The sequence below is a fragment of the Pseudomonas sp. LB3P14 genome, from assembly GCF_054898045.1.
Window position 1 is genome coordinate 6,493,074 of sequence record NZ_CM142714.1, and the last position, 14,238, is coordinate 6,507,311.

Here is a 14,238-nt window from a genome sequence, read left to right on the forward strand (position 1 = left end):
GGTTACCTCGAGAAAGCTGGTTGGTAGTTTTTATTAGCCGCCCAAAAAATTGGCAGCGTCGCATTAGGCGTACCATGAGAGTAAGCATATGTTAGTTCAAGATCTCCATATCCAAATTTGTTCTTTAAGGATTTAAGTCCGACTTTGTTTAAGAAGTCTAGATAAACCGAGCGTAGGTTGTCAGCAAAATTGTCATCTAGTTCTTTGTATCGAGAACTTAGGCCGGAAAAAAAATAATTCTCTTTTTTAATAAGCTCTGATTGACATATCTTTATTCTTGGGGCGTTTTCAATAATGTGACTTACTCCGCTTTGGCAGGCACCTAAAGGAGCGTATATGTATTCTGTTCCATCTTTGAAATTGCCTGTGGGGAAGAAACGGTCTAGAAATTCTAGGAATTGGTCGCCAGTCCCAATAAAGTCATCAATGAATACGACGAGCTTTACGGTGTCTGCGTGGTTTTCAAGTTTCCACGGCCACTCCATGAATTTTTCGTTTACGCCTATTTCTTTTTTATAGAGTCGTGCTACAAGAGGGCCGCTTTTTGTAGGTGGGTCCATATCGCTTATAACAGGTACTATTTTAATAATATCCTTGTTGGCTCCTGGATATTGTTCAGTAAGTATTTTCTGGAGGCTGTTATTAAAAGTAATGTTTGACTTCAAAGTTGCTTGAGGTATGGATTTTTCTATGATGTTAGAGAGTAAGGCTTGGGTTTGTACTCTGGATCTAAATGTAAGTGAGTCTAGAAGTAGGCCGCAAAGAGTTTTTTCTTCGTTACTTTCAAAATACTCAGTCCATTTTTCGATAGAACGTAGATTTATGTCTTTCCATAAACCAGAGCTGATTAATGTTTTAGTAGATGTAAGGACATTTTCATAGAAGAGAATCCCTTGTTCCCCGAAAAAGTCGGTCATATCATTACTCAAAGTTTAGGTTGGGCTATCGCTGCTCGATAATCTGTACGATACCATTTGGGGCGTGGTTTTGGGCACGGAGGGAGGTCTAGTTTCCCCCTCCTTGTTGCGAAGGTCGAGTTACCTGGGGTTGCGTGCTTTTTTCTCTATAGGGTGAAATCAGGTCGGTTACCTTGGGTTCGTTGATATCTGGTTGATTTGGAGGCGCGTTTTCATGCCTCCGTGCTTGATCTGTCCGTTCTTTGATTTGAAAGCCGAAATCGACAATCTGATTATTTCGGCAAAAAACTCAGGTCTGCTTGGTTTCCTCGTTAGCTCGCTCAACGTCATGCGAAAAAATTTTAGTAAGGATTACATATGACCAATGTACCTCTCATCCGCGAAACCTTCCCCGTCGGCCCGTTGCAGTGCAACTGCACAATCATCGGCGATCCGATCACCAAAAAGGCCATCGTGGTCGATCCTGGGGGCAATCACGAACTGATCCTCGCGCGGCTCGACGCACTGGGCCTGAAGGTGGTCAGCATCATTCACACCCACGCGCACCTTGATCACTTCCTGGCTTCCGGTCAGTTGAAGGAGAAAACCGGCGCAACCCTGCATTTGCATAAAGAAGATCAATTTCTCTGGGACAACCTGGAGATGCAGTGCCAGATGTTCGGTGTGCCTTACACGCCGGTGCCATCGCCGGATCGCTGGTTGGCCGATGATGAAGAGCTGGCGTGCGGTTGCGGCGTAGCGTTGCACACGCCGGGTCATACGCCGGGCTCCATGAGCTTTTGGTTTTCAGAGGCAAAGCTGCTGATTGCCGGTGACACGTTGTTTCGTCGCGGGGTAGGGCGCACGGATTTGTGGGGTGGCGATCAAGCGACCATCGTGCGGTCGATCAAGCAGCGGCTGTACACCCTCGATGAAGAGGCGACGGTGGTGACCGGGCATGGTCCGGACACGCGTCTGGGTGATGAAATGCGCGAGAACCCTTTTGTGCGGGCCTGATTTCTGCAGTTGGGAGGACGCGCCGCGGAATTTTTTTCATCCGCAATGATCCAACGCCCGCAAAGGTTCAATGCCTTGGTCCGTTGCACCACAGAATGCAAAAAGTAGGAGCTCTTCATGTTCACCAAGCGTCGTTTGATTATTGTCGCTACTGCTGTGGCCTTGTTGTCTGGCTGCGCCTCGCCTAACCCTTACGACAGTCAGGGGCAGGCCGACGGTGGCTCCACGGGCATGAGCAAAACCGCCAAGTACGGTGGCCTCGGCGCTCTGGCCGGTGCGTTGGCCGGTGCCGCCATCGGTCACGACAACCGTGGCAAGGGCGCGCTGATTGGCGCTGCCGTGGTCGGTGCTTCCGCCGCCGGTTACGGGTATTACGCCGACCAGCAGGAGAAGAAACTGCGCGCCAGCATGGCCAACACCGGGGTGGAAGTGCAGCGCCAGGGCGATCAGATCAAACTGATCATGCCGGGCAACATCACCTTCGCGACCGATTCGGCGAACATCGCGTCGGGCTTCTACCAGCCGCTGAACAATCTGGCAGGCTCGCTCAAGGAGTTCAGCCAGAACCAGATCGAGATCGTCGGTTACACCGACAGCACCGGCGCCCGACAGCACAATATGGACCTGTCCCAGCGTCGCGCCCAGAGCGTGGCGACTTACCTGACGTCGCAAGGCGTGAGCGGTGCCAACCTGTCGGCTCGCGGTGCCGGGCCGGATAACCCGATTGCCAGCAACGGCGACGTCAATGGCCGGGCGCAGAACCGTCGGGTCGAGGTCAACCTGAAGGCGATTCCGGGTCAGCAATATCAGCAGCAGGGTCAACCTGTTCAGCAATACCAGTAATATCTGCGCAATAAAAACTGTGGGAGCGAGCCTGCTCGCGAAGAGGGCGTGTCAGACGACATTAATGTCGCCTGGCACACCGCTTTCGCGAGCAGGCTCGCTCCCACATTGGGTTTGTGCCTAACCCGACTTTCCTAATTGGCCTCTTTCACCGCGCTGAGAAACGCGCATGTGCGCTCCTGCTGCGGGTGTTCGAAGATCTTCGCCGGGGTGCCCTGTTCGTGAATCTGCCCCTTGTAGAAAAAGCACACACGATCGGCGAACTCCCGGGCGAACCCCATTTGGTGCGTCACCATCAGCATGGTCAGGTTGTGTTCGGTGCCGAGCTTGCGGATCACGTTGAGCACTTCGCCGCACAGTTCCGGGTCGAGCGCCGAAGTCACTTCGTCGAACAGCATGACTTTAGGCCGCATGGCCAGTGCTCGGGCAATGGCGACCCGTTGTTGCTGGCCCCCGGACAGCTGCGAAGGGTAATGCCCGAGTTTACTGCCCAGACCCACCAGTTCCAGCAAGTCCGCCGCTCGCTCCCGAGCCTCGACAGGTTTCATGCCGAGGACCTGCACGGGCGCCTCGATGACATTTTGCAGCGCCGTCATGTGCGGGAACAGGTTGAAGCTCTGGAACACCATGCCGATTTTGCCGCGCACTCGACGGATATGCCGATCGTTGGCCGGCACCAGCACACCGTTGCGATTGGGCATGTGGGTCAGCAGGTCGTCCTCGATGCGGATCAGTCCGTCATCGATGCCTTCGAGCGTCATCAAGACCCGCAGCAGCGTGGATTTGCCCGAACCGCTGGGGCCGATGATCGCGACTTTCTCACCCGGCGTGACGTCCAGGTTCAAGTGGTCGAGCACGGTGAAGTTGCCGTAGCTCTTGGTGACGTCCTGGAAGCTGACGATCGGCTTGACCGGTTTGGTTTCCTGCATGGCCGTGGCCTCCTGCGGATGCAGCGGGGTCGGGTTGCTGTGCCGGGAAAGGTCGCTGGGTGTCGAGAGTGGAGAAGTCATTAGCGTAGCTCCAGGCGCACTTCAAGGCGCCGTACCAGATAAGCCAAAGCGATGCTCAGGGCGAGGAAAAACAGACCGACCATGGTGATCGGCTCCAGGTAGCGGAAGTTCTCGGAGCCGATGTTCTTGGCCTGTTGCATGATTTCCACCACGGTAATCGCCGACAGCACCGGCGTGTCCTTGAGCATCGCCACCAGGTAGTTGCCCAATGGCGGCAGGATCGGCCGCAAGGCCTGGGGCAGGATGATGTTGCGATAAGCGCTGTACGGGGCGATGTTCAGCGCCGTGACCGCTTCCCATTGTGCGCGCGGCACCGCGTCGAGGCCGCCGCGATACACCTCGGCGATGTAGCAGGCGTAATGCAGGCCGATGCCGAGAATCCCGACTTGCATGGCGGTCATGCTGACGCCGTAGTTGGGCAGCACGTAGTAGAGGAAATACACCTGGATCAGCAGCGGCGTGCTGCGAATGAACTCGATCACGGCGGTGGCCGGCCACGATAGCCAGACTCTGCGGCTGCGTCGGCCGATAGCCAGGAACAGCCCAAGCACAATGGCGATCAGGAAGCCGATCAGGGTAATCCCCACGGTGTTGAGCGAAGCGCGCAGCAAATCAGGGAGGATTTGCCAGGCGTAGGTCCAGTCGAACAGTGTCATGACAGACCTCCACGCATCCGCCCGCGAGCCAGGCGCCGTTCAATCTGGCGCATGCCGATGTTGATGGCTTGGGCCAGGACGAAATACATCACCAGCGCCAGACTGAAAATTTCCAGGGTCTGGAAGGTCGCTTGATCCAGTTGCCGAGCCCGGAAGCTCAGGTCGGACAAAGTGATCAGCGATACCAGCGAGGTGTTCTTCAGCAATTCGATCAGCAGATTGGTGCCCGGCGGGATAGCCGCCAGCAACGCCTGCGGAAGAATGATTCGGCGAAAACGCTTGTAGCCGCTGAAGTTCAGCGCCGTGGACGCCTCGTACTGACCCTTGGCGACAGAGCTGATCGCACCGCGCATCACCTCCGCGCCGTAAGCGCCGATGTGCAAGCCGAGGCCGACGATGGCCACGCTGTAGGGACTCAGTTCAAGGTTGAACGGTGGCAGCGGCAGCACGAAAAACAGCCAGAACAATTGCACCAGCAACGACGTGCCGCGAAACACTTCAATGTAGACAATGGAAAACCAGCGCAATGGCCGCCATGGCGACATGCGCCCCAGCGCCGCGAGAATCGCCGCGACAATCGCCAGCAGCGAACCGAAAATTGTCACCTGGAGCGTCACCCAGGCGCCTTGTATCAATAGCGGAAGTAATTCACCCATGGTTTAAACCTGGCCATCCGGATTAAGCAGGGAAATAGGCATCGCGCCGTGGCGCCATGCCTGTTTCGGCTATTGAGCGCAGAGCTCGGCAGCCGTTTTGCTTGTCACGTTGGATTTGTCGAACCCGAAAGGGGCAACAGCCTTGAGGTGTTCTTCGGAGCCCAGCCACTTTTTCAACTCGGCGTTGACCGCATCGCGCAGGTCTTTGTCTTCCGGACGGAAGGCGAGCGCACCGTAACCGATGTGCGACGGGTCGTCCTTGAACTCGGTGACCGCTTCGACTTTTTCGCCACCCTTGGCGGCCAGGCCTTTCATGGTCAGTTGAGTACCCACGGCGGCATCGGCTCGGCCGGCGCGCACGGCTTGCAACTGGGCGGTGGTGTCCGGTACTTGCAGGATTTGCGCATCCTTCACGCCCGAATCCCGCGCATATGCCAGGTTCACCGTACCGGCCATGATCGCCAGTTTCACCTCGGGATTCTTGGCAATGTCTTCATAGCTGTGCAGCCCCTTCGGGTTGCCTTTTGCCGTGAGCAGCGCGTCCGGCAGTTGATACTGCGGATCGGTAAACAGCACCTGCTTGCAACGAGCCGGAGTGATGTACATGCCGGCGGCAATCACATCGAAACGACCGGCGCGCAAACCCGGAATCAATGAACCCCACTCGGTCAATACGCCGTCGACCTTGGAAATACCCATTTTGGCGAAGATGGCTTTGGCGATTTCCGGCGATTCACCGGTGACCCTGCCGTCGGTTTCGGTAAAGGCGAACGGGGTTTCGTTGGCGTAACCGATGCGGATGCTGCTGTTCTGTTTGACAGTTTCCAACGTACTGGCGGCGTGGGCGCTAGCGGCCAGGCCGAACATCGCGCAAGCCACGAACAGGCGACGCAAAACATGGGTGGTGCCGGAGGGGAAATTGCTCATCGATAAAATCTCCTGTTTCTTGTGGACCCGTCGTTGACGGCTCTGTGGTAGGAGGCAGTGTTACAAGAGCAAAGCGTACAAGGACTGATCCCATGGATCGGGACACAGTTCCGGTACAGGTCAATTGGTTTTGTTGTGGGGGCTTGAAACGTGCCCGGCTATCGACCTTGAACCGAGCATACAAAAGCCCCGAGCATCATTGCATTGCACTAGGACAATTGCTTTGCATGGATTCTCGCGGGATGCTGTCCCGACGAGCACAGACGCGGGTTTTAGCGCTGATGGACAAGTGGAAAGCAGCATTGGAAATCGCCCGCAGCGGCGAGTCCAAATACAAAATCCTGGTGCAGGCGATTGCCGACGATATCGAGCAGGGTGTCTTGGCCAACGATCAGCGCCTGCCACCCCAGCGGCACGTTGCCGATGCCATGGGCATCAGCGTGCAGACGGTCACCAACGCCTATAAAGAACTGGAGCGCCAGGGGCTGGTGCGTTGCGAAGTCGGGCGCGGCAGCTTTGTATCGCGGCGCATGAGCGATCGGGTGGCTACGTATATTCTCGATAGCCCCGAACGGGCCCTGGTGGATTTTTCCATCGCGCGGATCCTGCACACCCGCGAGCACGACCAGTTCTGGCGTGACACCTGTCGGGAGCTCAGCACTGAAGAGGATCAGCCGTGGATTCACGCGTTTCGTCCGATTGCCGGTTTCGAATCGCACCGCGAGGCGGCCATGCACTGGATCGGACGGCAAGGACTGCGGGTCGAGCGCGATGACATCCTGATCACCAACGGCGCGGCCCACGGCATCTTCCTCGCCTTGGCGTCGCTAGCCGGCCCCGATGATGTGGTGCTCTGTGAAGGCGTGACTGACCACGGCGTGATCGGCAACTCGCAGGTGCTGGGATTTACCCTCAAAGGCCTGGAGATGGACCGCTATGGCATTGACCCGGAACATTTCGAAGACATGTGCAGCAACGAGCGCATCACCGCGCTGGTGTGCACGCCGAACCTGAACAACCCGACCACCAGCCTGATGCCGGACAGCCGCCGGCGTGAGATTGCCGACATCGCCCGGCGTTTCGGTGTGCACATCATCGAGGACGATGTGTACGGCCCATTGCTGGATGAACAGCGCGCGCCGCCGATCAGCCATTACCTGCCGGAACTGTCGTTCTATTGCACCAGCATGACCAAGTCGGTGCTGACCGGTTTGCGCATCGGCTATCTGGTGGTGCCCAAGCGTCTGGCGTTGCGCACCGAGAGCATCTTGCGGGTCAACAGCTGGATGGCCACGCCCATGGTCTCCGAAATCGCCGCGCGCTGGATTCGCGACGGTCGCGCCGACACACTCGTGCGTTTGCAGCGCAAACTGTTGGCCGGCCGTCAGGCGATGGTCAGCGAATACCTGGGCGAATACCTGCTCGGCCAGCATCCTCATGCATTGAATGCGTGGGTCGGCATTCCCCCGCACTGGGAGGTCGACAGCCTGGTGCGGGCCCTGCGTCACCGGCACATTGCCGTCACGTCGCCTGACCCGTTTACCGTGCGTGGCACGCCTCGGGCTCGAGCGGTGAGGATGTGTGTCGGCGCCGAATGCAGCGACGAAGAAATGCGCGATGCGCTGATTGGCATGCGCGAGATATTCAGTCAGTACCCACAAATCCATGACTTTTGAGCGGAAAAAAGTCCGCAAAAAGTTTGTCGGCTAAATTGCCCTAGTACATTCATCGCGACAATCCAGCCCTCTTAGACTGCGCCCAACACCTCAGTCGGGATGCGGTCATGTCAGCGCTGCAACTAAACGATGTTTACCTCGCTCGCCAGCGAATCGAATCGCTGGTCCGGCGCACAGCCATGGAATATTCGCCGAGCCTTTCGCAGCAATTGGGCGTGGCGGTGTACCTGAAACTCGAATCCCAGCAAATCACCGGCAGTTTCAAATTGCGCGGCGCGAGCAATGCCGTAGCGCAGCTCAGCGCCGAGGAGAAAGTGCGTGGCGTGGTGGCGGCGTCGACCGGTAATCACGGTCGTGCACTGGCGTATGCCGCTTCCCGGCAAGGCGTGAAGGCGACGATTTGCCTGTCGCACCGGGTGCCCGCGAATAAGGTTCAGGCGATTCGAGATCTTGGCGCCCAGGTGTGCATCGTCGGCCAGTCCCAGGACGATGCCCAGCGCGAAGCCGAACGGATTGCCAGCGAGCACGGCGCGACATTGCTGCCGCCGTTCGATCATCCGGCCATCATCGCCGGGCAGGGCACCCTCGGTCTGGAAATCCTCGAACAGCAACCGAACGTGGCGCAAATCCTCGTGCCGTTGTCCGGCGGCGGTCTATTTGCCGGCGTCGCATTGGCGATCAAAAGTGCCAGTGCAAACATCGTCACTCACGGCATCAGCATGCAGCGTGGTGCGGCCATGCACGCCAGCCTCGCGGCCGGGCATCCGGTGGAAGTCGAAGAGTTGCCGACCCTGGCCGACTCCCTGGGCGGCGGCATCGGTCTGGATAATCGTTACACCTTCAACATGACCCGCGACCTGTGCGATCACCTGCACCTGCTCAGTGAAAACTCCATCGCCAATGCCATCCGCCATGCCTATCGCGAAGAGCGTCTGGTGCTGGAAGGCGCGGCGGTGGTCGGCATCGCGGCGCTGCTCGACGGCTTGATCGAACCGCGCGGACCGATCGTGGTGGTGGTCAGCGGCCGTAACGTCGACATCGATCAGCATTTACGCGTCCTGACGGGCGCGGATGCATGAATCCAAACAATAACCGTCTGACTGGAGCTGCGTTGATGAGTGAAATCACCTTATTGAGCGAAGCGGATCTGCGCGCCTGCGTGGCGCTGGATCTGCCGAGCATCGAGGCCATCGAACAAGCCTTTGTGTTGCTGGCCACGGCGGCAGTGGCGATGCCGCCGATCCTGCGTTTGGACATCCCCGAATACAACGGCGAAGTGGACGTGAAGACTGCGTACCTGCCGGGCCTGGAACGCTTTGCGATCAAGGTCAGTCCGGGTTTTTTCGACAATCCGAAACTCGGCCTGCCGAGCCTCAACGGCATGATGATGTTGCTGTCGGCACGCACCGGTTTGCTGGATGCCTTGTTGCTGGATAACGGTTACCTGACCGCCGTGCGCACAGCCGCGGCCGGTGCTGTCGCTGCGCGTGCCCTGTCGCGGGCCGACAGTCGCAGCGTCGCGCTGATCGGTGCCGGCGAGCAGGCCGCGTTGCAGCTTCAGGCGTTGCGTCTGGTTCGCCCGATTGAAAACGTACGGGTCTGGGCACGCGACATCGCCAAGGCTGAAGCCTTCAGCGCCGAGCTGGCGCGCGACAGCGGTCTGGTGGTCACGCCTTGCGCGAGCATCGACGAGGCCATGGCCGGCGTGGACATTGCGATCACCTGCACCCCGAGCCGCGAACCCTTGATCGAAGCGCGCCATCTGCACCCCGGCCTGCACATCACCGCCATGGGCTCGGACGCCGAACACAAAAACGAAATTTCTCCCCAGGCGCTGGTCAAGGTCGATCGCTACGTGGCGGATCGCTTGAGCCAGACCCGAATCCTCGGCGAGTTGCATCACGCCTTGGCGGCCGGCGTTATCGCCGACGAATCGGGCCTGGCCGAATTGGGTCAGGTGCTCGCAGGCCAACGCCCGGGTCGGACCCGCTCGGCGCAAGTCACCTTGTGCGACCTCACCGGCACCGGCGCGCAGGACACGGCCATGGCCAATCTGGCCTTCGAGCGCGCGCGCTCGGCCGGCAAGGGTTTCCAGTTCGGCAGCTAATCGGTTTTTTCATTCGTGCGTCATTTATCAGAGGGCATGTGCATGTCTCAGATAGTCGTCAATCTCCCGTTCGAACGGGAGGAATACGCCCAGCGTCTGGCCAAGGTTCGAGCGGCCATGCAGACCCAGGGCATCGAACTGTTGCTGGTGACCGATCCATCGAACATGGCCTGGTTGACCGGCTATGACGGTTGGTCGTTTTACGTCCACCAGTGCGTGTTGTTGGCGCTCGACGGCGAGCCTGTCTGGTTCGGTCGCGGGCAAGATGCCAACGGTGCCAAACGTACCGTGTTCATGCAGCACGAGAACATCGTCGGTTACCCGGACATCTACGTGCAGTCCCGGGAACGCCATCCCATGGATTATTTGTCGCGGGAAGTCATCAGTGCCCGGGGTTGGGACGCGCTGACCATTGGCGTGGAAATGGACAACTATTACTTCAGCGCCGCCGCGTATTTGTCGCTGCAGAAAAACCTGCCGCAGGCCAGGCTGATCGACGCGGTCGGGTTGGTGAACTGGCAGCGGGCGATCAAGTCACCCCAGGAAATCGCTTACATGCGCATCGCTGCGCGCATCGTCGAAAACATGCACGGGCGGATCCTCGAACGGATCGAGCCGGGCATGCGCAAAAATGAACTGGTGGCTGAAATCTACAGCAGCGGCATTCTCGGCGCCGACGGTCATGGCGGCGATTACCCGGCCATCGTGCCGCTTTTGCCCACGGGTGCCGACGCCAGCGCGCCGCACCTGACCTGGGACGATTCGCCGTTCGAAAAAGGTGCCGGGACCTTCTTTGAAATCGCCGGTTGCTACAAGCGCTATCACTGCCCGCTGTCGCGCACGATTTATTTGGGCAAACCACCACAGTACTTTCTCGACGGCGAGAAAGCCGTGGTCGAAGGCATTGCGGCTGGGCTCGACGCGGCCAAACCGGGCAACACCACCGGCGACATTGCCGTAGCATTTTTCAAGGTGCTGGAGAAGTTCGGCATCCACAAGGACAGCCGTTGCGGCTACCCGATCGGGATCAGTTATCCGCCGGACTGGGGCGAGCGCACCATGAGCCTGCGTCCCGGCGACACCAGCGTGTTGCAACCGGGCATGACTTTCCACTTCATGCCGGGCCTGTGGATGGACGATTGGGGGCTGGAAATCACCGAAAGCATTTTGATCACCGAGACCGGCGTCGAGACGCTGTGCAATGTGCCACGCCAACTGTTCGTGAAGGATTGAGCCATGAGCGACCTGCCTGACAACCCGATCAGCGCCACGGTGGATTTTGCCCGCGAAGGCGTGCAGCACGGATTTCTCAAATTGCCGTATTCCCGGGACGACTCGGCCTGGGGGGCGGTGATGATTCCGGTCACGGTGATTCAGCGCGGTCAGGGGCCGACTGCACTGCTCACCGGCGGTAACCACGGTGACGAATACGAAGGTCCGGTGGCGCTGAGCAAACTGGCGCAGGGCCTGACGGCTGCCGAAGTGACCGGACGGGTGATTATCGTCCCGTTCATGAACACCCCGGCGTTCCATGCCGGGCGGCGGACTTCACCCATCGACAAGGGCAACCTGAATCGCAGTTTCCCCGGCAAGCCGGACGGCACGGTGACCGAGAAAATCGCCGATTATTTCAACCGGACCTTGTTGCCCTTGGCCGATATCGTGCTGGACATTCATTCCGGCGGCCGCACCCTGGATTTCCTGCCGTTCGCCGCTTGCCATGTGCTGCCCGATAAACATCAGCAGGCCCAGTGCGAAGCGGGCATGCGCGCGTTCAATGCGCCTTACAGCATGCGCATGTTGGAGTTGGATGCCGGGGCGATGTACGACACCGCCGCCGAGCGTCAGGGCAAAGTGTTCGTCACGACCGAACTGGGTGGCGGTGGTTCGTCCAGTGCGCGCAGTGTGGCGATTGCCGAGCGCGGGGTGCGCAATCTGCTGGTGCATGCGGGGATTCTCGAAGGTGAGGTCCAGACCGCAGAGTCGATCATGCTCGACATGCCCGACGCCGATTGTTTCATCGCCAGCGAGCACGACGGCCTGCTGGAAATGTGCCGCGATCTGGGTGACAAGGTGAGCAAGGGTGAGGTGATTGCCCGCGTTTACGACGCCACCCGCAGCGGGGTGGCCCCAGTGGAATATCGCGCTGCGCGTGGCGGTCTGCTGGCTGCGCGGCATTTTCCCGGGTTGGTGCAGTGTGGCGATACTGTTGCAGTCATCGCGGATGTGTTGGTGTAACACAAACCCTGTAGGAGCCAGGCTTGCCGGCGAAGGCGCTCTTAAGTACGCCTTCGCCGGCAAGCCTGGCTCCTACGAATAGCGGCTCATTTGCCCGGAGGTTTTCGTCCATGCACAAGCTCGATCGCTATGACCTGAACATCCTGCGGATCCTCGCCGAAGACGGACGGATCACCAAGTCGAGCCTGGCCGAGGCGATCAATCTCTCGGTGACGCCGGCATGGGAACGCGTGCGCAAACTCGAAGCCCTGGGCTTGATCAAGGGCTACCGCGCGCAGATCGACTGGAACGCCGTGTTCAAAAGTCAGCAGGTGCTGGTGGAAATCACTTTGGCCCGGCACACCGCCCAGGACATGCGGCGTTTCGAGCAACGCATGAACGAGGCTGCCGAGGTGGCGTTCTGTTACGCCACCGGTGGCGGCGTCGATTACATGGCAATGATCCAGGCGCCGGACATCGACCACTACCAGCGTTTTATCGACCAGTTGTTGCTCGATGATCTGGGCATCGAACGCTACTTCACCTACATCGTGACCAAGACCATCAAGACCGCCGGAGCGTTGCCGGCCGAGTTGGCGCAGGAGCCATAAGCCAGCGCAAAACCTCACCGCAAAAAGCCGCTGTTTGCCGATGCTCAATCAGAAAAAACCGCGTGTTGCGCCCCGCCAAACGCCAAATCACCCGGGCCGCACTGCCCTAGCATGGATTCACGCACACGGTTTGGAGTGAACGCCATGACATACAAACATCCGCTGTTGTTCAAAGCACTTTGCTACGTCGACGGGCACTGGGTCCACAGTGACAGCGGCCACAGCGTCGCCGTGCACAACCCGGCCGATGGGAAGTTGATCGGCCATGTGCCGATGCTCGATCAGCCTCAGATCGTCGCCGCCGTTGATGCTGCACACCGGGCGTTTGCGGCCTGGCGTGAGCAAAGCCTCGATGCCCGCGGGACGATTCTGCGGCGCTGGGCGGCGTTGATCCTTGAGCATCAGGAAGACCTGGCGCGCATCCTCAGTCAGGAGCAAGGCAAACCCCTGGCCGAGTCACGCGGCGAAATCGCCTACGCCGCCAGTTTCATTCCGTGGTTTGCCGAAGAGGCGCGGCGCCTTTATGGACAGAACATTCCCAGCCATATCCCCGGCGCGCATCTGGGCACGATCAAGGAACCGGTTGGCGTCTGTGCACTGCTGACACCGTGGAATTTCCCGTCGGCGATGATCACCCGTAAAGCCGCCGCAGCATTGGCTGCGGGTTGCACCGTGGTAATCAAACCGGCCCACGAAACGCCTTATTCGGCATTGGCCCTGGCGCAATTGGCGGAAGAAGCAGGCTTTCCGGCAGGCGTGTTCAACGTGGTGTTGGGTGAACCGCAGATGACCATGCAGACCCTGGTTCAGGACAGCCGCGTGCGATCCGTCAGCTTCACCGGCTCGACCCGGGTCGGTAAGTTGGTCCTGCAAGCGGCGGCCCAGGATGTGAAGAAGGTGTCGTTGGAACTGGGCGGCAACGCGCCGTTCATTGTCTGCGCCGATGCCGATCTGGAACTGGCGGTGAAAGTCGCGGTGGAGGCCAAGTTCCAGACCTCCGGCCAGGATTGCTGCGCGGCCAACCGGATCATGGTGCAGCGCTCAATCTACCCGGCATTCCTCAGCCGCTTTGCCGCCGCCGTGCGCGAACTGCGGGTCGGCCCGGCGCTGGTGGGCGACCGGGAGCAAAGCGTCGACATTGGTCCGTTGATGCATCAGGGCGCATTCGATGTCACTGCCGAGCGCGTCGCGGATGCCTTGCAACACGGTGCACAACGCTTGGTCGGTGGCGAGGCCCATGCCCTTGGCGGGTTGTTCTACCAGCCGACGGTGCTGGCCGATGTCACGCCGCAGATGCGCATCTACCGCGAAGAAAATTTCGCGCCGATTGCCGGGGTGATGCCTTTCGACACCCTCGAGCAAGCCATCGAAATGGCCAACGACACCGAATACGGTTTGGCCGCCTACATTTGTTCCAACCGTCTGGACCTGATCTACCCACTGATTCGCCGCCTCGACCATGCGATGGTCGCAGTCAACGGCGTCAAGTTCACCGGCCACCCGATCCCGTTCGGTGGCATGAAAGCCTCGGGTCTGGGCCGCGAAGGCGGCACCGAGGGCTTCGAAGCGTTTGTCGAAACCAAATACTTTTGCCTGCACCATCAAGGCCAGTTCTAAGGCCA

General features: G+C 59.1%; 14 protein-coding genes. 9 read left to right on the top strand and 5 right to left on the bottom strand.

Annotation, left to right across the window (positions count from 1 at the left end; genetic code table 11):
• Positions 1 to 2 precede the first annotated feature (2 nt).
• Positions 3 to 917 carry a phosphoribosyltransferase-like protein gene (locus tag ACYZT5_RS29795; protein WP_462048527.1) on the bottom strand — a complete coding sequence of 305 codons (915 nt, stop codon included), beginning with the start codon at positions 915 to 917 and terminating at the stop codon, positions 3 to 5.
• 357 nt (positions 918 to 1,274) lie between these two features.
• Here ACYZT5_RS29795 and ACYZT5_RS29800 point away from each other — a divergent pair, with 357 nt between their 5' ends.
• Both ACYZT5_RS29800 and ACYZT5_RS29805 read left to right on the top strand, forming a co-directional pair.
• The gene (locus tag ACYZT5_RS29800; protein ID WP_462048528.1) at positions 1,275 to 1,913 is read left to right on the top strand and encodes an MBL fold metallo-hydrolase; all 639 of its coding nucleotides are present in this window, start codon (positions 1,275 to 1,277) and stop codon (positions 1,911 to 1,913) included.
• Positions 1,914 to 2,030: 117 nt separating this feature from the next.
• On the top strand, positions 2,031 to 2,756 hold the full coding sequence (locus ACYZT5_RS29805) for an OmpA family protein (RefSeq protein WP_462048529.1): 726 nt from the start codon (positions 2,031 to 2,033) through the stop codon (positions 2,754 to 2,756).
• Between the two features lie 134 nt (positions 2,757 to 2,890).
• On the opposite strand, the gene ehuA is transcribed toward ACYZT5_RS29805, so the two are convergent.
• The 4 genes from ehuA to ehuB all read right to left on the bottom strand — a co-directional run bounded on the left by ehuA (position 2,891) and on the right by ehuB (position 6,005).
• Positions 2,891 to 3,766, bottom strand: a complete 876-nt coding sequence (ehuA, locus tag ACYZT5_RS29810) for an ectoine/hydroxyectoine ABC transporter ATP-binding protein EhuA (RefSeq protein ID WP_462048530.1) — start codon at positions 3,764 to 3,766, stop codon at positions 2,891 to 2,893.
• Positions 3,766 to 4,422, bottom strand: coding sequence for an ectoine/hydroxyectoine ABC transporter permease subunit EhuD (gene ehuD, locus ACYZT5_RS29815; RefSeq protein WP_240888109.1), 657 nt, complete (start codon positions 4,420 to 4,422; stop codon positions 3,766 to 3,768). The genes ehuA and ehuD overlap by 1 nt, the downstream gene beginning before the upstream one ends.
• Positions 4,419 to 5,078: an ectoine/hydroxyectoine ABC transporter permease subunit EhuC gene (ehuC, locus tag ACYZT5_RS29820; RefSeq protein WP_462048531.1), complete on the bottom strand. Its 660-nt coding sequence runs from the start codon at positions 5,076 to 5,078 to the stop codon at positions 4,419 to 4,421. The genes ehuD and ehuC overlap by 4 nt, the downstream gene beginning before the upstream one ends.
• 69 nt (positions 5,079 to 5,147) lie before the next feature.
• Positions 5,148 to 6,005, bottom strand: a complete 858-nt coding sequence (gene ehuB, locus ACYZT5_RS29825; RefSeq protein WP_462048532.1) for an ectoine/hydroxyectoine ABC transporter substrate-binding protein EhuB — start codon at positions 6,003 to 6,005, stop codon at positions 5,148 to 5,150.
• 281 nt (positions 6,006 to 6,286) lie between these two features.
• Here ehuB and ehuR point away from each other — a divergent pair, with 281 nt between their 5' ends.
• The 7 genes from ehuR to ACYZT5_RS29860 all read left to right on the top strand — a co-directional run bounded on the left by ehuR (position 6,287) and on the right by ACYZT5_RS29860 (position 14,233).
• Positions 6,287 to 7,681: a MocR-like ectoine utilization transcription factor EhuR gene (ehuR, locus tag ACYZT5_RS29830; protein ID WP_462052332.1), complete on the top strand. Its 1,395-nt coding sequence runs from the start codon at positions 6,287 to 6,289 to the stop codon at positions 7,679 to 7,681.
• A gap of 107 nt (positions 7,682 to 7,788) precedes the next feature.
• Positions 7,789 to 8,760, top strand: a complete 972-nt coding sequence (eutB, locus tag ACYZT5_RS29835; protein WP_462048533.1) for a hydroxyectoine utilization dehydratase EutB — start codon at positions 7,789 to 7,791, stop codon at positions 8,758 to 8,760.
• A 35-nt stretch (positions 8,761 to 8,795) separates the two neighbouring features.
• The gene (gene eutC, locus ACYZT5_RS29840; protein ID WP_462048534.1) at positions 8,796 to 9,788 is read left to right on the top strand and encodes an ectoine utilization protein EutC; all 993 of its coding nucleotides are present in this window, start codon (positions 8,796 to 8,798) and stop codon (positions 9,786 to 9,788) included.
• A gap of 42 nt (positions 9,789 to 9,830) precedes the next feature.
• Positions 9,831 to 11,021 (top strand): ectoine hydrolase DoeA, encoded by a 1,191-nt coding sequence (doeA, locus tag ACYZT5_RS29845; RefSeq protein ID WP_462048535.1) that lies wholly within the window; start codon positions 9,831 to 9,833, stop codon positions 11,019 to 11,021.
• 3 nt (positions 11,022 to 11,024) lie between these two features.
• Positions 11,025 to 12,026, top strand: a complete 1,002-nt coding sequence (doeB, locus tag ACYZT5_RS29850; protein ID WP_462048536.1) for a N(2)-acetyl-L-2,4-diaminobutanoate deacetylase DoeB — start codon at positions 11,025 to 11,027, stop codon at positions 12,024 to 12,026.
• A gap of 110 nt (positions 12,027 to 12,136) precedes the next feature.
• The gene (locus ACYZT5_RS29855; protein ID WP_462048537.1) at positions 12,137 to 12,616 is read left to right on the top strand and encodes an Lrp/AsnC family transcriptional regulator; all 480 of its coding nucleotides are present in this window, start codon (positions 12,137 to 12,139) and stop codon (positions 12,614 to 12,616) included.
• Between the two features lie 144 nt (positions 12,617 to 12,760).
• Positions 12,761 to 14,233: an NAD-dependent succinate-semialdehyde dehydrogenase gene (locus ACYZT5_RS29860; protein ID WP_462048538.1), complete on the top strand. Its 1,473-nt coding sequence runs from the start codon at positions 12,761 to 12,763 to the stop codon at positions 14,231 to 14,233.
• Positions 14,234 to 14,238 lie beyond the last annotated feature (5 nt).

Coding starts and splice junctions, on each gene's coding strand:
- ACYZT5_RS29795 (WP_462048527.1), bottom strand. CDS start 917: ATGACCGACTTTTTCGGGGAACAAGGGATTCTCTTCTATGAAAATGTC.
- ACYZT5_RS29800 (WP_462048528.1), top strand. CDS start 1,275: ATGACCAATGTACCTCTCATCCGCGAAACCTTCCCCGTCGGCCCGTTG.
- ACYZT5_RS29860 (WP_462048538.1), top strand. CDS start 12,761: ATGACATACAAACATCCGCTGTTGTTCAAAGCACTTTGCTACGTCGAC.
- ACYZT5_RS29805 (WP_462048529.1), top strand. CDS start 2,031: ATGTTCACCAAGCGTCGTTTGATTATTGTCGCTACTGCTGTGGCCTTG.
- ehuR (WP_462052332.1), top strand. CDS start 6,287: ATGGACAAGTGGAAAGCAGCATTGGAAATCGCCCGCAGCGGCGAGTCC.
- ehuC (WP_462048531.1), bottom strand. CDS start 5,078: ATGGGTGAATTACTTCCGCTATTGATACAAGGCGCCTGGGTGACGCTC.
- doeB (WP_462048536.1), top strand. CDS start 11,025: ATGAGCGACCTGCCTGACAACCCGATCAGCGCCACGGTGGATTTTGCC.
- ehuD (WP_240888109.1), bottom strand. CDS start 4,422: ATGACACTGTTCGACTGGACCTACGCCTGGCAAATCCTCCCTGATTTG.
- ehuA (WP_462048530.1), bottom strand. CDS start 3,766: ATGACTTCTCCACTCTCGACACCCAGCGACCTTTCCCGGCACAGCAAC.
- eutC (WP_462048534.1), top strand. CDS start 8,796: ATGAGTGAAATCACCTTATTGAGCGAAGCGGATCTGCGCGCCTGCGTG.
- ACYZT5_RS29855 (WP_462048537.1), top strand. CDS start 12,137: ATGCACAAGCTCGATCGCTATGACCTGAACATCCTGCGGATCCTCGCC.
- ehuB (WP_462048532.1), bottom strand. CDS start 6,005: ATGAGCAATTTCCCCTCCGGCACCACCCATGTTTTGCGTCGCCTGTTC.
- doeA (WP_462048535.1), top strand. CDS start 9,831: ATGTCTCAGATAGTCGTCAATCTCCCGTTCGAACGGGAGGAATACGCC.
- eutB (WP_462048533.1), top strand. CDS start 7,789: ATGTCAGCGCTGCAACTAAACGATGTTTACCTCGCTCGCCAGCGAATC.